Raw genomic sequence first — 20,293 nt, 5'->3', positions numbered from 1 at the left:
CCGTTTGGGGCGTCAGCCCTTCATCTCGTCCCAGAAGCCCTTGATCTTGTGAAAGAAGCCTTGGGTTTGGGGACTGTTGTCGGCCTGGATCGCCTCGAATTCGCGCAGCAGGTCACGCTGGCGCGCGGTCAGGTTCACCGGGGTTTCGACCGACAGCTCGATCAGCATGTCGCCCGCTTCGCCATTCATGCCGGGGCCGTGGCGCAGCGGAGGCATGCCCTTGCCGCGCAGGCGCAACTGCTTGCCCGATTGCGTTCCCGGCGGGATCTTCACCCGCGAGCGCCCGCCGTCGATGGTCGGAACCTCGATCTCACCGCCAAGCGCGGCCGAGATCATGCTGACCGGCACCTGACAGGCCAGCATCCGGCCGTCGCGGATGAAGATCGGATGCTCCTGCACCTCGATGAAGATATAAAGATCGCCCGAGGGGCCGCCGCGCATCCCGGCCTCGCCTTCGCTGGCAAGACGGATGCGGGTTCCGGTCTCGACCCCGGCGGGGATGTTGACGGAAAGCTGGCGCTCCTTCTCGATCCGTCCGGCACCCTGACATTGCTTGCAGGGATTCTTGACGATCTGGCCCTGACCGTTACAGGTCGGGCAGGTGCGCTCGACGGTAAAGAAGCCCTGACTGGCGCGGACCTTGCCCATGCCCGAGCAGGTCGGGCAGGTCGCGGGTTCGACCGAGCCTTCGGCGCCGGTGCCGTTGCAGCCGCCGCAGGCGACCGAACCGGGGACCGAGATCGCCTTTTGCGTGCCGGTGAAGGCCTCTTCCAGTGAGACGCGCAGGTTGTAGCGCAGGTCCTGACCTCGGCTGGCGCGCGAACGGCCATTGCCGCCACCGCCGCGCCGGCCCATCATGTCGCCGAACAGGTCTTCGAAGACATCGGCAAAGGCCGAGCCGAAATCACCATGTCCATTGCCGCCACGGCCAAAGCCGCCGCCGCCATTTTCAAAGGCGGCATGGCCAAAGCGGTCATAGGCCGCTTTCTTCTGGTCGTCCTTCAGGCACTCATAGGCCTCGTTCGCTTCCTTGAACGCGGCTTCAGAGACCTTGCAGTCCTTGTTTCGGTCGGGGTGCAGTTCTTTGGCCTTGGTGCGATAGGCCTTTTTGATCTCGTCGGCAGAGGCGCCCCGAGTCACACCCAGCACTTCGTAATAGTCACGTTTCGCCATGTCGATCGCGTCCGGGGTCCTTCAAGAGAAAGCCGGCCCGCGCCTTGAATGCTGCGGGCCGGCCGGTTCGTTTACATGCGCTTACTTACGTTTGTCGTTGCCGAGATCTTCGAAATCGGCGTCGACAATGTCATCTTCGTCACGTCCGCGCGGGCCGTCTTCGGGCTCACCGGCGTCAGCGCCTTCGGACTGGCTGGCCTTGTAGATGGCTTCGCCCAACTTCATCGAAGCGTCCATCAGGTTCTGGATGCCGCCCTTGATCTTGCCGGCGTCATCGGTTTTCAGCGCATCTTCCAGCGCACCGATGGCCAGTTCGATCACTTCGACGGTCGAGCCATCGACCTTGTCGCCATGCTCTTCCAGCGATTTCTTGGTCGAGTGGATCAGGCTTTCGGCCTGGTTGCGGGCCTCGACCAGTTCCTTGCGCTTCTTGTCGGCTTCGGCATTGGCCTCGGCGTCCTTCACCATCTGTTCGATATCCTCGTCGGACAGACCGCCCGAGGCTTGGATGGTGATGTTCTGCTGCTTGCCGGTGCCCTTGTCCTTGGCCGAAACCGAGACGATGCCGTTCGCGTCGATGTCGAAAGTGACTTCGATCTGCGGCATGCCACGCGGTGCCGGCGGGATGTCTTCAAGGTTGAACTGGCCCAGCATCTTGTTGTCCGCAGCCATTTCGCGCTCACCCTGGAAGACCCGGATGGTGACGGCGTTCTGGTTGTCCTCGGCGGTCGAGAAGATCTGCGACTTCTTGGTCGGGATCGTGGTGTTGCGGTCGATCAGACGGGTGAAAACACCACCCAGCGTCTCGATGCCCAGCGACAGCGGCGTCACGTCCAGCAGGACCACGTCCTTGACGTCGCCTTGCAGAACGCCGGCCTGAATGGCAGCGCCAAGCGCCACGACTTCATCCGGGTTAACGCCCTTGTGGGGCTCTTTGCCGAAATATTCGCTGACGGTCTCGATCACCTTGGGCATGCGGGTCATGCCGCCGACCAGAACGATCTCGTCAATGTCGCCTTTCGACAGGCCGGCATCCTTCAGCGCATCCTGAACCGGCTTGATCGTGCGTTTGATCAGGTCGGCAACCAGGCTCTCCAACTTGGCACGGGTCAGTTTCATGACCATGTGCAGCGGCGTGCCGGTATTCTTGTCCATCGAGATGAACGGCTGGTTGATCTCGGTCTGGCTGGCCGAGGACAGTTCGATCTTGGCTTTTTCTGCGGCCTCTTTCAGGCGCTGCAGGGCCATCTTGTCCTTGGTCAGGTCGACGCCGTGTTCTTTTTTGAACTCGTCGGCCAGATAGTTGACGATGCGCATGTCGAAGTCTTCGCCGCCAAGGAACGTGTCCCCGTTGGTCGATTTCACTTCGAACAGGCCGTCGTCGATTTCCAGAATGGTGATGTCGAAGGTGCCGCCGCCAAGGTCATAGACCGCGATGGTTTTCGATTCTTTCTTGTCCAGACCGTAGGCCAGTGCGGCTGCGGTCGGCTCGTTGATGATGCGCAGGACTTCAAGACCCGCGATCTTGCCGGCATCCTTGGTCGCCTGACGCTGGGCGTCGTTGAAATAGGCGGGAACCGTGATGACGGCCTGCGTCACCGGCTCACCCAGATAGGATTCGGCGGTTTCCTTCATCTTCTGCAGAATGAAGGCGGAAACTTGGCTGGGCGAGTAGTTCTCGCCACGGACTTCGACCCATGCGTCGCCATTGCCGCCGTCGACGATGTTGTAGGGGACAAGCTTCTTGTCCTTCTCGACTTCGGCGTCGGTGGTGCGGCGGCCGATCAGGCGCTTGACGGCGAAGACGGTGTTCGACGGGTTGGTGACCGCCTGGCGCTTGGCCGGCTGGCCGACAAGGCGTTCGCTATCGGTGAAACCGACGATCGAAGGCGTCGTGCGCGCGCCTTCCGAATTCTCGATGACCTTGGGCTGGCTGCCGTCCATGATGGCGACGCAGCTGTTCGTGGTCCCGAGGTCGATGCCGATGACTTTAGACATGCAATAACCTTTCTTACGGCGATATTCTGGGCTTTGGGTCCTGAAAAGGCCCCCACGGCCCGATCCCTGGATTGACCGGAGGGGAAGCCCTCCAAACTCTTGGGGCTATATAGGAAGGGCTGAAACCGCCTGCAAGCTAAGTGGGCGCGAGAATCTGGCCCTGAGGCGGGCCGCCCTAGCGTCCCGCCATCGTACTGACCGAAACCGATTTACGAGTGACGAATTCGGCCATCAGCCCGATCATCAGCAGCGCGATCACGCAGTAGATCGGGTAGCTCAGCGACGAGTTGCGCGGCGAATAGTTGATGAAGGCAAAGCCGCGCGTCTGGTCGATGATGTGAAACAGTGGATTCCAAGTGAAGGAATGCAACAGAAACGTCGGCATGGTGTTCGCAACGAACATCTTGCCGGAAAAGACCATGTTGATCCGCTGGTAAAACCCGGTCATCACAGTTGCCCCCTGCGGCCACCACGGGCGCAGAGACAGGAAAATCAGCCCGATACAGCAGCCCGATAACCATGCCAGCAGCAGCATCGCGTAACAGGCAAGCGGTTGTTCGATATGCACCGGCTGCATCATGTAGTGATAGGCCGACAGGATAACTATGGCCGAGATCGTCTGCTGATAAAGCACCGCCAGCGCCGCGGCGGAAATCAGCACCGCCGTGCTCATTGGACCGTGCTTCATCATCTGGTTCGTGGGATTGCCCGCCCCCGATACCGCGCCAATGGACCTGGTATGGGTGATGAACATAAAGATCCCGGTCATGATGTAGACGATGAAGTCTCCTCGGATCGGAGAGCTCCTTACCCCGACCACCGCAAAGATCAGGTAGAATCCGACGATCATCAGCAGCGACTGGACGATGGTCATGACTAGCCCGACCATGGCGTTGCGCTGCGTCTTGCGCAGATTGTTGACCGTCACATGATAGATTAGCGCCAGCGTCGTGAACGCGGCTTCGAACATGTTGCGGCTGCGGCGCTGGACGAACATCAGGCCCGGTTCCTTTACTGGCGCGAGCGGGCGCTTGCCCTGCGCATTCGGTGGCATCATAAGAAACCGAACAGCTGCATTCAATCGCCCCTGCCCGATGGGTGGTTGCGACGAAAGGGAAAGTCCATGCAATTCGATGTAATGATTTCCGAAATGCGCCGTCTGGCCATCAAGGCCGGCGAAGAGATCATGCGGATCTACAATGCCGAGGACTTCGAAGTCCGCGCGAAATCCGACTCGTCTCCGGTGACTGAAGCGGACGAGGCGGCGGATGCGTTGATCTCGGCGGGGCTGCGCGCCGCCTTCCCCGATATCCCGCTGGTGACCGAGGAGCAGGCCGACACGCATGGCCAGACTCTGTCGACGTTCCTGATCGTCGATCCGCTGGATGGAACCAAGGAATTTATCCAGCGTCGCGGCGATTTCACCGTCAACATCGCCTATGTCGAGAATGGCAAGCCGCGCTTCGGCGTGGTCTATGCCCCGGCCAAGGAGCGGCTGTTCTACACCGTCGCCAGTGGCGGTTCGGTCGAGGAAAAGGGGCCTTTCGGCGACACCCCCGGAGAAGTCGCCCCGATCGGTGTCAATTCGATGCCCGACAACCGCCGTCTGATGGTCGTCGCCTCGAAATCGCATCGTGACGCTGCGACCGATGACTATATTTCGCGCTATAGCGTGCGCGACATGACCTCGGCAGGCTCGTCCCTGAAATTCTGTCTGGTCGCCACCGGAGAGGCCGATCTCTATCCGCGTCTTGGCCGGACCATGGAATGGGACACGGCGGCGGGCGATGCGGTCCTGCGCGGTGCCGGCGGCGAGGTCGTGCGCTTTGACGATCACAGCGCGCTGGCTTATGGCAAGCCGGGCTTCGAAAATCCCTTCTTCATCGCCTTTGCCCCGGGCGTGCTACTGGTCAAAGGCTGATCAATGTCTGTCGTCATCGTTATTCCTGCCCGCCACGCCTCGACGCGCTATCCGGGCAAGCCCCTTGTCGAACTGCGCGGTGCCACCGGCGAGGGTCTGTCCCTGATCCGTCGCAGCTGGGAGGCCGCCTGCGCCGTCGAAGGCGTCGACCGCGTGATCGTCGCCACCGATGACAGTCGCATCCGCGACCATGCCGCAGGTTTTGGGGCCGAGGTCGCGATGACCTCGCCCGAGGCGCGCAACGGGACCGAGCGCTGCGCCGAGGCTGTCGCCAATCTGGGCCTGTCCCATGACATCGTCGTGAACCTACAAGGCGACGCGCCGCTGACGCCTTCGTGGTTCGTCGAGGAACTGGTTCGCGGCTTGCGCGAAGACCCCGGTGCCGATGTTGCGACCCCGGTGCTGCGCTGCTCGGGCGCGATGCGTTCGGAGCTGATTGCGGATCGCGTGGCGGGTCGCGTTGGCGGGACCACCGCGGTTTTCGGCCATGACCGGCGCGGGCTCTATTTCTCGAAGGAAGTGATTCCCTTTGCCGCGGCTGAGTTCGGGCCGAACGATCCGACGCCGGTGTTTCACCATGTCGGCGTCTATGCCTATCGCCCCGAGGCGCTGGCCGAATACCCGACATGGGACGAGGGCCGACTGGAGGCGCTGGAAGGGCTGGAGCAGCTGCGTTTCCTTGAGCGCGGTCGCAAGATCCTCTGCGTCGAGGTCGAAGCACGGGGGCGGGAATTCTGGGAACTGAACAACCCCTCGGACGTGGAAAAGCTGGAAGCGATGATGCAGCGCATGGGCATCGCCTGAGCGCTGTGCCCGGCGGGTCGTCGCGGATTCCTGCCTCGGTCATCTTGGTCTCGCGCGGGCGTCCGCGCGAGCTGCAGGCCTGCCTTGCGGCACTCAGCCGCCAGACCCATCCGCTGTTCGAACTGATCCTGGTCGCCGACCCGCCATCGCTGGGGTTGCGGCCGGATCTGGCCATCAAGCGGGTGAGGTTCGACGAACCCAATATTTCCGCCGCGCGCAATGCCGGGATTGCCCAGGCTGCGGGCGATATTGTGCTGTTTATCGATGACGATGCACTGGCCGCGCCGCGCTGGATCGAGCGGCTGACCCAGCCCTTTGAGGATGCCCGTGTCATTGCTGCGACCGGCTTCACGCGCGGACCCGATGGGCTAAGCTGGCAGGTCCGGGCCGAGCGCATCAATGCCTCGGGGCAAGGACGCGCGATCCCGGTCACATCGCCCACATTGCTTGGCCCGGAAAACGGCGCGGCGATCAGCACGGTCGGCACGAACTGTGCGTTTCGTCGCAGCGCCCTGACTGCGATCGGCGGCTTCGATCCGTCCTTTGCCTATTTTCTTGATGAAAGCGATGTGAACCTGCGGCTGGCGGCACAGTTTCCCGAGGGGCTGACAGCCGTCATCCCCGAGGCCGAGGTCATCCACGGACTTGCGCCGGGTGTGGCCCGTGCGGCGGCGGGCGTGCCGTCGGACCTGCAGGCCATCGGGCGTTCGGCTGCAATCTTTGCCGCGCGCCACGGTGGCGACGTTTCCTGGCTGCGCCATGCGCAGCGGGTCCGATTGCTGCGACATATGGTGGCAGGCAGGTTGGACCCCTTGGCTGTGGGGTCGGTGTTGCGCACGCTGGATATGGGTCTGGCCGAAGGTGCCGGCGTCAACGCCGCTCCGCCCAAGTGGGCAGCCGAGTCTCCTCCCGATTTCTTGCATTTTCAGGCTGCTCCTGCCGCGCCGCTTTTCCTGTCGGGTTGGTACTGGCAGCGCCGCGTGCTGCGAAAACAGGCAGCTGCTGCCGTGGCCAAAGGGGCCGCGCCATTGATCCTGCTTTTGACGCCATCCTTCATTCCGCACCGGAAAATGCTGCATTCCGGCGGGTGGTGGGAACAAAGCGGCGGGGCATGGGGTCCATCGCAACCAGGTGATTCAACAGTAATAACCATGCGACCTTCCGCCCGGATTCTACGCGAGCGTGCCTTTTTTGCCGCGACGCAGCATTAAATGGGCAGAATTCTGCCATCTTGTGCACGAGCGCTTAACTTTTCTTAATTCGACTGAACTATTACACTGCCTTCGCAATTATTGTGCATTAACCGGCGAAGCGTCATAATCTTCGCTGCCTCGGCACTGACACAGGAGACCCGTTCCATGAGCCGCAAAGTTACCAAAGCTATCTTCCCGGTTGCAGGCCTTGGGACGCGTTTTTTACCGGCGACGAAAAGCGTTCCCAAGGAAATCATGACGCTGGTCGACCGTCCGCTGATCCAATACGCGATCGACGAAGCCCGCGCCGCAGGAATCGAGGAATTCATTTTCGTTACCTCGCGCGGCAAAGGCGCTCTGGAAGATTATTTCGATCACTCGCATGAGCTTGAATCGAGCCTGAAAAAAGCGGGCAAGAACGACCTTCTGGAAATTCTGCGCTCGACCAACATGGATAGCGGCGCCATCGCCTATATCCGCCAGCACAAGGCCCTTGGTCTGGGCCATGCCGTGTGGTGCGCCCGCCGTCTGGTCGGCGACGAGGCCGTGGCCGTCATCCTGACCGATGACGTGATCATGGGCGAGCCGCCCTGCCTGCAGCAGATGATCGAGGCCTATCAGGAAACCGGTGGCACCATGGTTGCGACCATGGAGGTTCCGGCCGAAAAGACCAAATCCTACGGCGTTCTGGACGTGGCCGAGGACATGGGCGCGATCGTCCGCGCCAAGGGCATGGTCGAGAAGCCCAAGGAAAACCCGCCGTCGAACCTTGCCGTGATCGGCCGCTACATCCTTGCGCCGACGGTGATGGAGAACCTCAACAAACTCAAGCAGGGCGCGGGCGGCGAGATCCAGCTGACCGACGCCATCGCCGATGAGATCGAGGAAGGCCGCGACGTGTTCGGCCTGCGTTTCCGTGGTCAGCGCTTCGACTGCGGCTCGAAGGCGGGCTTCCTGCAGGCGACCGTGGCCTTTGGCCTTGCCCGCGATGAGCTGAAAGACGAGTTCAGCGAATATCTGGCCGATGTCATGGCGATGCGCCGGGCCGCAGAATAAGATGTCGCAGAAGGTTCTGGTAACGGGCGGTGCGGGCTATATCGGCTCGCATGCCTGCAAGGCGTTGCGTGATGCGGGCTTCACCCCCGTCACTTATGACAATCTCTGCACCGGTTGGCAGGATGCGGTGAAATTCGGTCCCTTCGAGCAGGGCGACCTGATGGACCGCGCCCGGCTGGATCAGGTCTTTGCCACTCATAAGCCGATCGCCGTGATGCATTTCGCGGCACTGAGCCAGGTCGGCGAAGCCATGCGCGAGCCGGGCAAGTACTGGCGCGGCAATGTCTCGGCCTCGCTCAGTCTGATCGAGGCGACGCTGGCCGCGGGTGTGCGGAACTTCGTCTTTTCGTCTACCTGCGCGACTTATGGCGATCATGATGGCGTGGTGTTGGACGAAAACACCGCGCAATTGCCGCTGAACGCCTATGGCGCCAGCAAGCGCGCGATCGAGGACATGCTGAAGGATTTCGGTGCGTCTGACGGGCTGAAATCGGTCATCTTCCGCTACTTCAACGTGGCAGGTGCCGATCCCGATGGCGAGGTGGGCGAATTCCACCAGCCCGAAACCCACCTGATCCCGCTGATCCTGGATGCCATCGACGGCAAGCGCGACGCGCTGACCATCCACGGCACGGATTATCCGACGCAGGACGGAACCTGCATCCGCGACTATGTCCATGTCATGGATCTGGTCGATGCGCATGTTCTGGGCCTGAAGCACCTGCTGGACGGCAAGGTCGCTGCGGGCGCGCATGATGTCTTTTGCCTGGGAACCGGTAACGGATTTTCCGTGCGCGAGGTGATCGACCATTCCCGCCATGTCACCAACCGCCCGGTTCCGCTGAATGAGGGTCCGCGTCGCGGCGGTGACGCAGTGAAACTGGTCTCGGGCAGCGAAAAGGCCGTGGCGGTGTTGGGGTGGAATCCCGAACGCTCGACCCTGCCGCAGATGATCAGCGATGCGTGGCGCTGGCACCAGAACGGCGGATATGAGCGCTGATCCGGCGATCCTGCTGGATGTCTCAAGACTGATCTCGCGCCTTGGCAAGGGGCCGGCGACAGGCATCGACCGTGTCGAGGCCGAGTGGCTGGCCCATCTGCATGATGCGGAAATTCCGCATCTGCTGCTGGCCCGCGTGCCGCGTGCGCAGCTTGTCCTGCCGCCCGAGGCGGGGTACGCGATCCGGAAATGGCTGGCCGGGGCGCTGGGGGACCTGCCGCCTCCCCGGCTGATCGACCGCCTGCGCGGCAGGCGCGGGGCCACGGTGCGGGCGAGCGTCGCCCTGCGCAAGATGGCGCTGCTGACCGCGCGCTCGACAGGGCGCGGCATTGCAGGCTTCGTGACCGAAAAGCTGGGGCCGCAGGTGGCCTATCTGAATGTCGGTCACAGCAATCTGACCCGCCCGCTGCTTCATCATCTGGCGCCGCTGCTACGGACCATCCTGATCCATGACACCATCCCGCTGGATCATCCCGAGTTTACCCGTAAGGGAACGACGGCGCTCTTTCGCAAGCGACTGGTGGCGGCGCTGGGGCAGGCCGATCTGGTCATGACCATTTCGGAATCCAGCCAGTCCGACGTGCTGCGCTGGCGCAAGACGCTGGGGGTGAAGTCCACCGCGCCGGTCGTCGTCGCGCGGATTGGCACCCGGCTTCAGGCCGCATCCGGGGCAGGTCTGCCTGCTGGGCTGGACCTGTCACGCCCCTTCTTCATCACCCTGGGCACGATCGAGCCGCGCAAGAACCACGCGCTTCTGCTGGATGCCTGGGACGAACTGGCCCGGCGCATGCCTGCGGCCCGCCTGCCGCGCCTATACATCATTGGCCGCCGGGGCTGGGAAAACCGCGAGGTCTTTGCCCGGCTGGACCGCCTCCCCCCCGATGGCGCGGTGCGCGAGTTTTCCGCGCTCAATGATGGTGCGGTCGCAGAGTTGCTGGAGCGCACACACGGACTTTTGATGCCCAGCCGGGCCGAGGGTTTTGGCCTGCCGCTGACCGAGGCCGCCGCCCGTGGCGTGCCGGTCATCTGCAGCCCGATCCCACCCGCGCGCGAGCTGCTGGGCGATTACGCGCATTATCTTTCCCCCGACGATCACCGGGCATGGGCGGGGGCGGTCTCGCTGCTGGCCGGTGCGCTGCCCTTGCGGATGACGCCGCTGCCTGTGCCGCAATGGCCAGCACATTTCGCGCAAGTTTGCTCAGCAATGCGCGAACGATTGCACGTCAGGGTGGCGAAGGTTATTCCCAGCTAAAATTAGCGAAGAGTGCCCGTGCTGCGCCTTTTCAAAAAACTTCGGCGAAATTTACGACTCCGCGGCCGGCGGCAAATGCTGCTGGTCCGCGCGATCCGTCGTCGGCGTCGCCTGCGTCCGGTGGCGGACCGCACCAAGCGTATTCGCCGCAGCGACATTCTGCTGTTCATGACGATCCGCAATGAGAAAATCCGGCTGCCTTATTTTCTGGAATATTACCGGCGAATGGGCATCCAGCATTTTCTGGTCGTGGATAACGGCTCGGATGATGGCGGGCTGGAATATCTGGCCGAAGAACCCGATGTCTCGGTCTGGTCGACGCATGACAGCTACAAGGCATCGCGATTTGGCATCGACTGGATCAACTGGCTTTTGTACCGCTATGGCGCGGGTCATTGGTGCCTGACCGTCGATCCCGACGAATTCCTGATCTATCCGCATCACGATTCCCGCCCGATCAAGGCGCTGACCGACTGGCTGGATGCCTCGACGGTGAAATCCTTCTCGGCGATGCTTCTGGACATGTATCCCAAGGGCCAGATCGCCGCGCAGCCCTATCTTGAGGGCGGCGACCCGTTCCAGATCGCCAGCTGGTTTGACCCGGCGAATTACACGATCCGCAAGAATGGCGAATACTGGAACCTGTGGATTCAGGGCGGTCCGCGCTGCCGGGCGTTTTTCCGCGACAATCCCGAACAGGGGCCGGCGCTGAACAAGATCCCGCTGGTGCGCTGGGAACGATCCTATGTCTATGTCAGTTCGACCCACATGCTGCTGCCCCGCTCATTGAATGTGGTCTATGACGAAGATGGCGGAGAGAAGGCCTCGGGCTGCCTGCTTCATGCCAAGTTCCTGTCGACCTTTGAAACCAAATCCGCCGAGGAACTCGAGCGGCGACAGCATTATTCCGACAGCCAGGAATATATGGCCTACCATTCGGGCCTGCAGGAAAGTCAGGATTTCTGGTGCGACGAGTCGCGCCGCTTCGAGGATTGGCGGCAGCTTGAAAATCTCGGCCTGATCTCGAAGGGGAACTGGGCGTGAACGCGATGTCCGATCCGTCGCAGCCCTCATCGGCGGCGCATGTCCGGCTGGGCATTGTCATGCTGTGCCACAATGAGCTGCCGCGTGCGGCCAAGCTGGCGCAGGTCTGGGCAGCGGGTGGGGCGGTGGTTGCGATCCATATCGATGCCAATGCCCCCGCCGATGAGGTGGCGACCCTGCGCGCCGATCTGGCCGGGCATGAGGACATCGTCTATTCGCGCCGCCACCGCTGCGAATGGGGCGCCTTCAGTCTGGTGCGGGCGACGCAGGATGCGGCTGCCCTGCTGCTGGACCGGTTCGAGGATATCACCCATGTCATGGTCGTCTCGGGGTCCTGCCTGCCGCTGCGCCCGGTCGCGGATCTGCGCGCTTTCCTTGCCCGACATCCGACGCGGGATTTCATCGAAAGCGTGACGGCGGCGGATGTCGGCTGGACCGTCGGCGGGCTGAACGAAGAGCGCTTCACCATGCGCTTCCCCTTTGCCTATCGCCGCCACCGGAAACTGTTCGACCGCTATGTCGCGCTGCAGCGGCGCTGGAAGTTCCGCCGCCATATCCCCGAGGGGCTGGTGCCGCATCTGGGTTCGCAATGGTGGTGCCTGACCCGTCCGACCCTGCACGCCATTCTGGCGGACCGCAGGCGGCCGGAATTCGACCGCTATTTCAGCCGGGTCTGGATTCCCGATGAAAGCTATTTCCAGACTCTGGCGCGGCGGCATTCGACCCAGATCGAAAGCCGGTCGCTGACGCTGGCCAAGTTCGACGGGCAGGGCAAACCCTATATCTTCTACAACGACCATCGGCAGTTGCTTGAGGAATCGGGCTGCTTTGTCGCGCGCAAGATCTGGCCGAATGCCACCGGGCTTTTCGCGCATTTCCCGCGCCCGCTGATTGGCGAAGCCTCGGCGGCCGAGCCACAGCCGGAGCGGGTCGACCGGATGATCGGGCAGGCGGTGGCGCGGCGCAAGCTGGGGCGGCCGGGGCTGTATATGCAAAGCCGCTTTCCCCGCAAGGACGCGGAAAACGGCAAGACCTCGGGGTCCTATGCGGTGATGCAGGGGTTTAGCGACCTGTTCCCCGATTTCGAGGAATGGCTGGCCGACCGCATCGATGCCGATGTGCATGGCCATGTGATGTCAAAGCATGGCGTCGAATTTGCCGGGCGCATGCCGATCGGGCCGGGGGGGTTGTCGGACAGCGCCGCGCTGCGCGATCTGGACCAGCGCGGCTTTGTCGCGAACCTGATCCGCATCTCGCAGCGCGAACAGATCGTCCAATACAGCCCGCGCGACAGTCAGGACCTGAACTGGTTCATGGCCACCGACCCCAATGCGCAGATCTTTGTCATCACCGGGGCATGGGCCGTGCCCTTGCTGCATTCGGGGATGCCTTTCGACGATATCCGCCGGGTTGCGGCCAAGCTGCAGCGCATCGAGCTGGCCCAGATCGACATCCTGAATTCGGTCTGGCTCAAGGCGCGGACGCGGGTCTGGGATCTGGGTGATTTCTGCTCGCGGCCCTCGGGGGTCATGCGCAATATCCTGCGCGACCTTGGCGGAGAACCCGCAGCAGCCGCGAACCTGCCGCAGATGCGAGAGATCGCCGGCATGGGCCGCTTCCTGCAACGGCTGCGCAATGCCGGCCTGCGTCCGCAATTGATGGGTGAATTTCCCGTCGCCGATACCATGCCCAAAAAGGAAAACATCTGACAATGACCCAGGCATTTCAGCGCTTCGTGATTTTCGCCGAGATGCGGACGGGTTCAAACCTGCTTGAGGGAACGCTGAACGCGATCAAGCGCGTTACCTGTCATGGTGAGGCCTTCAACCCCTATATGATGGGCTGGCCCGACAAGGCCGAGATGAAGGGCATCACCATGGCCGAGCGGGACGAAAACCCGCATCGCCTGTTGGCCGCGATCTTTGACAAGCCGAACCACCTGCCGGGTTTTCGCTATTTCCACGATCATGACCCGCGCGTCTTTGACGCGATCATGGATGACCGCGCCTGCGCCAAGATCGTGCTGACCCGCAACCCGGTCGAAAGCTTCATCTCGACCGGGCTGGCGCGTGCCACCAACCAGTGGAAGCTGAACGAGACCGAGAAACCGATCCAGACCACCGTCCGTTTCGACACCGGCGAATTCACACAGGTCGTCTCCGAGGTCGAGGAATTCCAGCTGAAGGTGCAGCACCGGTTGCAGACTTCCGGCCAGTCGGGCTTCTGGCTGGGCTATGAGGATCTGCGCGACGCCGAGGTGATGACCGGCCTGCTGCACTGGCTGGGCCGCACCGATCTGAAGAAAGTCGATCCGGCCAGCGATCTGGTGCCGCAAAACCCGCGCGAACTGGCCGAGAAGGTCTCGAATTTCGACGAGATGCAGGCGGCTTTGGCGAAGTTCGATCCGTTCATGCTGCGCAAGATCCCGAATTTCGAACCCAGACGCGGGGCCGCGGTCCCGTCCTTTGTCGCCTCGGATGCGGGCAAGGGGCTGATCTTCATGCCGATCAAGGGCGGTCCCTCGGATGCGGTGACCGGGTGGCTTGAGGGGTTGGGCGCGGTCACCGGCGATTTCAACCAGAACAGCCTGCGGCACTGGAAGCGCGACCATGTCGGGCATCGTAGCTTTACCGTGCTGCGCCATCCGCTGCGCCGGGCATGGGCCGCGTTTTCGGCGCTGATCTCGGGCGGGAATGCCGAGCTGCGCGATTTGATGCGCCAGACCCATCGCGTGGCCCTGCCCGCGGACGGGGAATTGGCCACGCTGGACGAGGGCCGCAAGGCCGAGCTGTTCGAGGCGTTTCTGGACTTCCTGCGCCGTAATCTGAACGGCCAGACCTCACTGCAGACCTATCCGCAATGGGCCAGCCAGTCCGAGATTCTGGCCGGTTTCGCGCGTTTTGGCGCGCCCGACATGGTCCTGCGCGAAGCCGATCTGGACCGCGATCTGGGCTTTCTGGCGCACAGCGTCGGTGCGTCCGCGCCTGACGGGCTGAAGGACGAGAAATTCCCGGCCTTCCTCAAGGACCAGCCCCTGCGCGCAGCGGCGAAGAAAGCCTATCTGCGCGACTACATCGCCTTTGGCTTTGCGGGTCAGCCCTGATCAGCCCTGCGGCGTCATCGCCTTGCGCTGGCGGTTGCGCTCCAGCCCCAGCTGGTGCTCGCGCCAGATGATCAGGATACCGGCGCTGATCACCAGCGCCGCGCCGATCAGCATGACGACGGTGGGGGCCTCGTCAAAGACGAACCAGCCGATCAGCAGCGCCAGCAGCATCGAGGCATACTCAAAAGGCGCGACCAGCGAGGCATCGGCAAAGCGATAGGCCGAGGTCAGCAGGATCTGCCCCAGCCCGCCCAGCAATCCGATGGTGATCAGCAAGGCCAGCGTGCCGGGGCTGGGCATGACCCAGCCGAAAGGCAGCGTCAGCAGGCTGAGCAGCGTCGAGGTGACCGAGAACCAGAAGACGATGGCCGAGGTGCGTTCCTCTTGCACCAGCTTGCGCACAAAGATCATTGCCATCGCCGTACAGGCCGCGCCGGTCAGGGTAACCACCGCGCCAAGGCTTTGACGCAGTTCCATCTCGGCGGTGTCGGTGAAGCGCGGCGACAGCACGATGACCACGCCCAGCAGGCCCATGACTACCATGCTCATGCGAAACAGCCGCACCTCCTCGCCCAGAAACATCGCGGCAAAGATCACGGTCAGCAGGGGTGCGGCATAGCCGAGGGCCGTGACTTCGGGGAAGGGCAGCAGGGACAGTGCCCAGAAGCCCAATCCCATCGCCATGGTGCCGACCAGCCCACGATAGAAATGCCCCATTGGACGGAAGGTTTTCAGCCCGACATGCAGCTCTCGCCGCCAGACCAGCCAGATCAGGATGACCGGAATCGCGAAAAGCGAGCGGAAGAAGACCTGCTGTCCCGGTGGGACGCCCAAGCCCCCCTCCGAAGTCGCCTTGATCAGCGAGGCCATGATGGTGAACACCACCACGCTGATGCATTTCAAAAGTATTCCGCGCAAAGGACTTTGAGGCGTATGAATCGTGTGGATCATGGCAATCTTTGGCAGGCCCATCGCGCCGCATCGGCGACGGCTGGATCGGGATCATCCGCCAAGGCTTCGGCCAGTGGGCGCAGATGTGCAAGCCCCGAATTGCCGATCGCGTAAAGCACATTCCTGACCATCCGGTCGCGCCCGATCCGCTTGATCGGGCTGCCCGAGAAGCGCTCGCGGAAGGCGGCATCGTCCAGCACCACCAGCTCGGCCAGCGCCGGGCCGCCATGCGGGCCGTGATAGCGCAGCTCGGTCGCGGCTTGGGCGAACTTGTTCCACGGGCATGCGGCAAGGCAATCGTCGCAGCCATAGATGCGATTGCCCAGCATGGGCCGCAATTCGGGATCGACCGGGCCTTTATGTTCGATGGTCAGGTAGGAAATGCAGCGCCGCGCATCCAGCTGATAGGGCGCGGGGAAGGCCCCGGTCGGGCAGGCATCAAGGCAGGACCGGCAAGACCCGCAGCGTTCCCGTTCAGGCGCGTCCTTGGGCAGGTCCAGCGTGGTGAAGATCGCGCCCAGAAAGAACCAGCTGCCCAGATCGCGTGACAGCAGGTTCGTGTGCTTGCCCTGCCAGCCCAGACCCGCCGCCTGTGCCAGCGGCTTTTCCATCACCGGGGCGGTGTCGACAAAGACCTTGATCTCGCAGCCGGTCTTCTGGACCAGCCAGCCGCCAAGGCGCTTCAGGCGCTTCTTGACCAGATCGTGGTAATCCTTGCCCTGCGCATAGACGCTGACCGCACCCCGGTCGGGATGCTGGATGATCTCGGACGGGTCATGCTCGGGTGTGTAAAGTTCGGCCAGCATGATGACCGAACGCGCCTCGGGCCACAGCACGTCGGGGGCGGCGCGCCAATGGGTGCGCTCGGCCATCCATTCCATCTGGCCGTGGCGTTCCTTGGCCAGAAACTCGGCCAGCCTTTCGGGCAGATGCGGGTTGGCGTCAGGCGCGCAAATGCCAAGGGCCGAGAAACCCTCGGCCCGTGACTGTTCCTCAAGCGCGGAACGAATTTCGACGGGATCAGAAATCCAGGAGCGCATAATGCGGCGCCGGGTGAACCCCCGGCAGGTGATCGGCCAGAAGGCTACGGAAAGCCGGGCGCGATTTGATCTTGGCGTACCATTCCTGCACTTCCGAGGAATGGGTCCAGTCCACGTCCGAGATGTAATCCAGACAGGACAGATGCGCCGCGGCGGCGAAATCGGCCAGCGTCATCACGTCGCCCGCCAGCCAGCGGCGATGCTCCAGCAGGGATTTCATGTAATCCATGTGATAGCGGATCGAGGACAGCCCCGCCTTGACAGTGCGCGAATCCGGGTAGCCCAGGCGCATGACCTTTTTCCACACGCGTTCGTTCATGACCGGGCGGGTGCATTCATTGGCGAACTTGTCGTCGAACCACGAACACAGGCGGCGCACCTCGTAGCGGTCGATGGCCGAGGCGGGCATCAGTGCCGGGCTGGGATAGCGCTCATCCAGATATTCGCAAATGGCCTGACTTTCGGCCAGCAAGCGGCCGTCCATGCGCAGCACCGGCAGCTTGCCCGCCGGGTTGCGGCGCAGGATCTCGGAGCCGGGTTCCCAGAAGCGGTCCTCGACCAGTTCGACCTCGATGCGTTTTTCGGCCAGGACCAGACGCACCTTGCGGCAATAGGGCGACAGGGCGATGTGATACAGCCTGATCGTGGAGTTGGGCGAGGAAGTATTCATAGAGGGAAAACACCGGAGGTCGTTCGCGGACTATCTTCCTGATACGCTTCGCCTATCGAGGTTTCAACCGCGATGGGGTCAGCGATCAAGCAGCAGGCAGGAATCGCGCCCATCCGCGCGGATGGTGGCGGCCCCATCGGCAATTGCCCGCGCGCGGGCCGTGCCGCCCTGCGGCTTGCGCGATTTCGGAGCAGGCAGGATCGAGGCCAGACCCGCCGCCTGCCTTCCCGTCAGCTTGTCGGGCGTGGTCTTGAAGTAATGCGCGGCGGCAGCATGGACGCCGAAGACGCCGGGGCCGAATTCGGCAAGGTTCAGATAAACCTCGACGATGCGGCGCTTGGACCACAGCATCTCGATCATCGGGGTATACAGCGTTTCCAGTACCTTGCGGGGCCAGCTGCGGCCCTGCCACAGAAAGACGTTCTTGGCCGTCTGCTGCGAGATGGTCGAGGCCCCGCGACTGGAACCCGAAGCAACGACCTTGCGGATCTCGCTCATGTCGAAGCCCCAATGGGCGCAGAAATTGGCATCCTCGGCCGCGACCACCGCGCGCACCATCGCGGGCGAGATATCGTCCAGCGCCGTCCATTCGTGCGGCGTGCCCGGATGTTCGCGCATGCCCGCAATGATCGTCCAGCTGGTCGGCGGGTTGATGAACGAAAAGATGAAGACCAGCACGAACATCAGCGCCAGCAGCCGCAGTCCCAACCAGCGCGCCCAGCCCCAAGTCCACAACGCCGCGCGGCGCATCGGCTGCCAGCGCCGACCTGTTCGGGGCGGTAGCGGCGAGGCGATAGCCTCGGATTCCATGGGGCTGTTCTTGCGGGGCATTGGCGCGTCCTGTCACGCCAATGCCGTTTGCGTCAAGCTTTTGCGCATGTCGCGCAGGGCCGGCTTAGCTTTCGGGGGCTGCCGTGGTGTCGGCGGGGACTTTCGGGACTGCCGGCGGATCGGCCTCGGGGGCGCCCAAGGCGCTGCCCAGCTTGCCACCGGCAAAGGCCTCGCGCAGCTTCTCCTCGGTCTCTTCCGAGAGCGAGGTCTGCATCACCCGGCCACGCTTGTTGAAGGCCTCAAGCCGCGCCAGCACCTTGTCCGCGGTCATCTTGCGCACAAGAATGAACACCGCCGAGCCTCCCGGCGGGATCGACTTGCCCAGATCGCGCATGAAGTCGTCATTGATGCCGATATCGGTGAATTTCCCCGCGATTGCGCCCGAGGCCGCGCCGACCGCCGCACCGATCAGCGGGTTCAGCAGGATCAGCCCGACCAGCGTGCCCCAGAACCCGCCGCCAAGCGCGCCCGCGGCGGTCAGGTTCACGGCCTGATGCAGTTGCACGTTATCGGCGGTGGGCCGGGTCACGACCACGGCATCCTCAAGCTGGATCAGGTATTCCTTTTGCATCTTCACCAGTTCGCTGCGCAGATCGAAGCCGGTGGTTTCATCGTCGAAGGCAATGACAAGCAGGTCGGACATGCGGGAAATCCTTTCGATTTGGAGGGCGCGTCCCAGCCCAGAACGTCCCATCCCGGCACCGCGTTCCCGACGCATCGCATGAAAGATCGACTTGGCTGTAAATCGGGGTTGTCACCCGCCACCCGCTTGATGCCAAATGCAAAGCAGTAAGACAGTCAACAGCGCGGCGGAGTACCCGGATGCTTGTCCAGCTTGTCCATATCCAAGTCCTTCCGGGGAAAAGGCAGGCCTTTCTGGATGCGTTCCGGCTGAACTGGGAAGGGTCGCTGCGCGAACCCGGCAATATCCGTTTCGACGTGCTCTGCGATCCCGAGGATGAGAACAGCTTTTCCATCTACGAAGTCTTTCAGGACGAGGCCGCGCTGGAAGCCCACCGCGCCACCGAACATTACCGCAGGTGCGTCGAACTGATCGCGCCGCTTTCCGACGGGCCGCGCAGCAAGCGCTTCTACCAGCCCGTCATGGTCGAACGGCCCGTGCGCGAAAGCGTCTGAGCCGCGCAGGACGGGACAAAGCGACAGGCCGATGCCGAACCCTCTTCGCCCCTACAACGCCCGGTTCCGCAGGCTGCTTGGCCGACCCGAGCCGGACTTCATGGCCGGTGCGGTGGAAAGCTGGACCGAGGCTCCCTCGGATATCCGCCGCGTGCGCCCGGCGCTGCATTTGCCCGGTCAGCTTGAGCGGGTGCGCGCCAGCGTTTTCGCCAATCTGGCCGAGACGGTCAGTGCCCTGACCCGCGACGGTGAGATGCGCGAGGGCGCGACCACGGGCTGGCGTTTCCGCAATGTCGATCTGATCGACGGCGTGCTTTACGGCGACGGGGCCGAACTGCATCTGCGCAATCGCCAGCGCCGCTACGGGTTGGCCCTGCGCCCGCAACAGGCGGTCAGCGGCGCGCTTTATGAGACATGGACCACGAATCGCTGGTTCGGAAGCTGGCTGATGGAGGGTCCGGCGGCCTGGCTGCTGGCCTCGCGTCGGCACATGGCGATGACCACGGCGGCTCAGCCCAAGCCGGGCAGTCATGCCGCGCGCTATGAGCAGATCATGGGAATCGCGCCTCAGCGGATTGCGGGCGACGTGCATTTCGACGAGCTGATCCTGTTCGGTGACATGTCGAACAATGCCGACAAGCGCCGCAGGCAGCATCAGATGCGCGAAAAGCTGCTGGCTGGGCGCGATCCCAAGCCAGTGCCGGGCGTGTTCCTGCTGCGCGGGACGGCGGGTGATCTGCGGTTGCTGCGCAATGAACGCGAGCTGGCCGAAAGGCTGGCGGCCGAGCGTGGCTTTCTGGTGATCGACCCGCTAGCTGCGACTGCCGATGAGCTGATCGAGGCCTGTAGCGCAGCGCGCGCCATTGTCGGGGTCGAGGGCAGCCAACTGGTCCATGGCATCATCGCCGCCCCCCAAAACGCCGCCATTCTGCCGATCCAGCCGCCTGATCGGGTGGCGGCGACGCTGAAGGGCCTGACCGATCGGCTTGATCAGCGTTTCGGCCTGCTGGTGGCCGAGGGGAATGACACGGTCTTCACGCTGAACTGGCGCGACCTTGCGGCGACGCTGGACCTGTTTGACTGACATGTCTGGAAAGTATGTGCGTGGTTGCGACCACTC

General features: G+C 63.0%; 19 protein-coding genes. 11 read left to right on the top strand and 8 right to left on the bottom strand.

Going from position 1 to position 20,293, the window contains the following annotated elements:
* Positions 1-12 precede the first annotated feature (12 nt).
* The 3 genes from dnaJ to IB235_RS04660 all read right to left on the bottom strand — a co-directional run bounded on the left by dnaJ (position 13) and on the right by IB235_RS04660 (position 4,168).
* On the bottom strand, positions 13-1,173 hold the full coding sequence (gene dnaJ, locus IB235_RS04670) for a molecular chaperone DnaJ (RefSeq protein ID WP_155038415.1): 1,161 nt from the start codon (positions 1,171-1,173) through the stop codon (positions 13-15).
* Positions 1,174-1,254: 81 nt separating this feature from the next.
* Complete coding sequence (gene dnaK / locus IB235_RS04665) at positions 1,255-3,171, bottom strand: molecular chaperone DnaK (protein WP_192335829.1); 1,917 nt, start codon at positions 3,169-3,171, stop codon at positions 1,255-1,257.
* A gap of 175 nt (positions 3,172-3,346) precedes the next feature.
* The gene (locus IB235_RS04660; RefSeq protein WP_155038413.1) at positions 3,347-4,168 is read right to left on the bottom strand and encodes an ABC transporter permease; all 822 of its coding nucleotides are present in this window, start codon (positions 4,166-4,168) and stop codon (positions 3,347-3,349) included.
* A 126-nt stretch (positions 4,169-4,294) separates the two neighbouring features.
* On the opposite strand from IB235_RS04660, the gene cysQ reads away from it, so the two are divergent.
* From cysQ to IB235_RS04615, 9 genes are all read left to right on the top strand, one after another.
* Entirely contained in the window at positions 4,295-5,092 is a 798-nt protein-coding gene (cysQ, locus tag IB235_RS04655) for a 3'(2'),5'-bisphosphate nucleotidase CysQ (RefSeq protein WP_155038412.1), read from the top strand.
* A gap of 3 nt (positions 5,093-5,095) precedes the next feature.
* The gene (locus IB235_RS04650; RefSeq protein WP_192335828.1) at positions 5,096-5,896 is read left to right on the top strand and encodes a 3-deoxy-manno-octulosonate cytidylyltransferase; all 801 of its coding nucleotides are present in this window, start codon (positions 5,096-5,098) and stop codon (positions 5,894-5,896) included.
* Positions 5,897-5,901: 5 nt separating this feature from the next.
* A complete protein-coding gene (locus tag IB235_RS04645; protein ID WP_192335827.1) occupies positions 5,902-7,107 on the top strand; it encodes a glycosyltransferase family A protein in 1,206 nt (401 codons plus the stop codon).
* Positions 7,108-7,254: 147 nt separating this feature from the next.
* On the top strand, positions 7,255-8,145 hold the full coding sequence (locus tag IB235_RS04640) for a UTP--glucose-1-phosphate uridylyltransferase (protein WP_155038409.1): 891 nt from the start codon (positions 7,255-7,257) through the stop codon (positions 8,143-8,145).
* Position 8,146: 1 nt separating this feature from the next.
* Positions 8,147-9,145, top strand: coding sequence for a UDP-glucose 4-epimerase GalE (gene galE, locus IB235_RS04635; RefSeq protein ID WP_192335826.1), 999 nt, complete (start codon positions 8,147-8,149; stop codon positions 9,143-9,145).
* A complete protein-coding gene (locus tag IB235_RS04630; RefSeq protein ID WP_192335825.1) occupies positions 9,135-10,397 on the top strand; it encodes a glycosyltransferase family 1 protein in 1,263 nt (420 codons plus the stop codon). The genes galE and IB235_RS04630 overlap by 11 nt, the downstream gene beginning before the upstream one ends.
* A gap of 75 nt (positions 10,398-10,472) precedes the next feature.
* Positions 10,473-11,441 (top strand): glycosyltransferase family 2 protein, encoded by a 969-nt coding sequence (locus IB235_RS04625; protein WP_155038406.1) that lies wholly within the window; start codon positions 10,473-10,475, stop codon positions 11,439-11,441.
* 5 nt (positions 11,442-11,446) lie between these two features.
* Positions 11,447-13,150: a beta-1,6-N-acetylglucosaminyltransferase gene (locus IB235_RS04620; protein WP_225612069.1), complete on the top strand. Its 1,704-nt coding sequence runs from the start codon at positions 11,447-11,449 to the stop codon at positions 13,148-13,150.
* Between the two features lie 2 nt (positions 13,151-13,152).
* A complete protein-coding gene (locus IB235_RS04615; protein WP_192335824.1) occupies positions 13,153-14,544 on the top strand; it encodes a hypothetical protein in 1,392 nt (463 codons plus the stop codon).
* Here IB235_RS04615 and IB235_RS04610 read toward each other — a convergent pair whose 3' ends face one another.
* The 5 genes from IB235_RS04610 to IB235_RS04590 all read right to left on the bottom strand — a co-directional run bounded on the left by IB235_RS04610 (position 14,545) and on the right by IB235_RS04590 (position 18,679).
* Complete coding sequence (locus tag IB235_RS04610) at positions 14,545-15,495, bottom strand: DMT family transporter (protein WP_192335823.1); 951 nt, start codon at positions 15,493-15,495, stop codon at positions 14,545-14,547.
* Complete coding sequence (gene queG / locus IB235_RS04605; RefSeq protein WP_192335822.1) at positions 15,492-16,535, bottom strand: tRNA epoxyqueuosine(34) reductase QueG; 1,044 nt, start codon at positions 16,533-16,535, stop codon at positions 15,492-15,494. Before queG ends, IB235_RS04610 begins: the two co-directional genes overlap by 4 nt.
* Positions 16,516-17,205, bottom strand: coding sequence for a glutathione S-transferase family protein (locus IB235_RS04600; RefSeq protein WP_155038402.1), 690 nt, complete (start codon positions 17,203-17,205; stop codon positions 16,516-16,518). Before IB235_RS04600 ends, queG begins: the two co-directional genes overlap by 20 nt.
* A 78-nt stretch (positions 17,206-17,283) precedes the next feature.
* Complete coding sequence (gene mtgA / locus IB235_RS04595; RefSeq protein WP_225612038.1) at positions 17,284-18,036, bottom strand: monofunctional biosynthetic peptidoglycan transglycosylase; 753 nt, start codon at positions 18,034-18,036, stop codon at positions 17,284-17,286.
* Positions 18,037-18,100: 64 nt separating this feature from the next.
* On the bottom strand, positions 18,101-18,679 hold the full coding sequence (locus tag IB235_RS04590; protein WP_155038401.1) for a DUF1269 domain-containing protein: 579 nt from the start codon (positions 18,677-18,679) through the stop codon (positions 18,101-18,103).
* 179 nt (positions 18,680-18,858) lie between these two features.
* Between IB235_RS04590 and IB235_RS04585 the strand changes: the two genes are divergently transcribed.
* Positions 18,859-19,173: an antibiotic biosynthesis monooxygenase gene (locus IB235_RS04585; RefSeq protein WP_155038400.1), complete on the top strand. Its 315-nt coding sequence runs from the start codon at positions 18,859-18,861 to the stop codon at positions 19,171-19,173.
* A gap of 31 nt (positions 19,174-19,204) precedes the next feature.
* Positions 19,205-20,257, top strand: a complete 1,053-nt coding sequence (locus tag IB235_RS04580) for a glycosyltransferase family 61 protein (RefSeq protein WP_192335821.1) — start codon at positions 19,205-19,207, stop codon at positions 20,255-20,257.
* The last annotated feature ends 36 nt before the right edge of the window (positions 20,258-20,293 follow it).

The sequence above is a fragment of the Paracoccus sp. PAR01 genome, from assembly GCF_014851995.1.
GTDB lineage: Bacteria > Pseudomonadota > Alphaproteobacteria > Rhodobacterales > Rhodobacteraceae > Paracoccus > Paracoccus litorisediminis.
This window is presented reverse-complemented; position numbering and strand designations above follow the sequence as displayed.

Bases quoted from the DNA above. Each gene is read 5' to 3' on its own strand.
- dnaK (WP_192335829.1), bottom strand. From the start codon at position 3,171: ATGTCTAAAGTCATCGGCATCGACCTCGGGACCACGAACAGCTGCGTC.
- IB235_RS04625 (WP_155038406.1), top strand. From the start codon at position 10,473: ATGCTGCTGGTCCGCGCGATCCGTCGTCGGCGTCGCCTGCGTCCGGTG.
- IB235_RS04590 (WP_155038401.1), bottom strand. From the start codon at position 18,679: ATGTCCGACCTGCTTGTCATTGCCTTCGACGATGAAACCACCGGCTTC.
- IB235_RS04650 (WP_192335828.1), top strand. From the start codon at position 5,096: ATGTCTGTCGTCATCGTTATTCCTGCCCGCCACGCCTCGACGCGCTAT.
- IB235_RS04615 (WP_192335824.1), top strand. From the start codon at position 13,153: ATGACCCAGGCATTTCAGCGCTTCGTGATTTTCGCCGAGATGCGGACG.
- IB235_RS04610 (WP_192335823.1), bottom strand. From the start codon at position 15,495: ATGATCCACACGATTCATACGCCTCAAAGTCCTTTGCGCGGAATACTT.
- IB235_RS04640 (WP_155038409.1), top strand. From the start codon at position 7,255: ATGAGCCGCAAAGTTACCAAAGCTATCTTCCCGGTTGCAGGCCTTGGG.
- queG (WP_192335822.1), bottom strand. From the start codon at position 16,535: ATGCGCTCCTGGATTTCTGATCCCGTCGAAATTCGTTCCGCGCTTGAG.
- IB235_RS04660 (WP_155038413.1), bottom strand. From the start codon at position 4,168: ATGTTCGTCCAGCGCCGCAGCCGCAACATGTTCGAAGCCGCGTTCACG.
- IB235_RS04630 (WP_192335825.1), top strand. From the start codon at position 9,135: ATGAGCGCTGATCCGGCGATCCTGCTGGATGTCTCAAGACTGATCTCG.
- dnaJ (WP_155038415.1), bottom strand. From the start codon at position 1,173: ATGGCGAAACGTGACTATTACGAAGTGCTGGGTGTGACTCGGGGCGCC.
- IB235_RS04580 (WP_192335821.1), top strand. From the start codon at position 19,205: ATGCCGAACCCTCTTCGCCCCTACAACGCCCGGTTCCGCAGGCTGCTT.
- mtgA (WP_225612038.1), bottom strand. From the start codon at position 18,036: ATGCCCCGCAAGAACAGCCCCATGGAATCCGAGGCTATCGCCTCGCCG.
- cysQ (WP_155038412.1), top strand. From the start codon at position 4,295: ATGCAATTCGATGTAATGATTTCCGAAATGCGCCGTCTGGCCATCAAG.
- galE (WP_192335826.1), top strand. From the start codon at position 8,147: ATGTCGCAGAAGGTTCTGGTAACGGGCGGTGCGGGCTATATCGGCTCG.
- IB235_RS04600 (WP_155038402.1), bottom strand. From the start codon at position 17,205: ATGAATACTTCCTCGCCCAACTCCACGATCAGGCTGTATCACATCGCC.
- IB235_RS04620 (WP_225612069.1), top strand. From the start codon at position 11,447: ATGTCCGATCCGTCGCAGCCCTCATCGGCGGCGCATGTCCGGCTGGGC.
- IB235_RS04585 (WP_155038400.1), top strand. From the start codon at position 18,859: ATGCTTGTCCAGCTTGTCCATATCCAAGTCCTTCCGGGGAAAAGGCAG.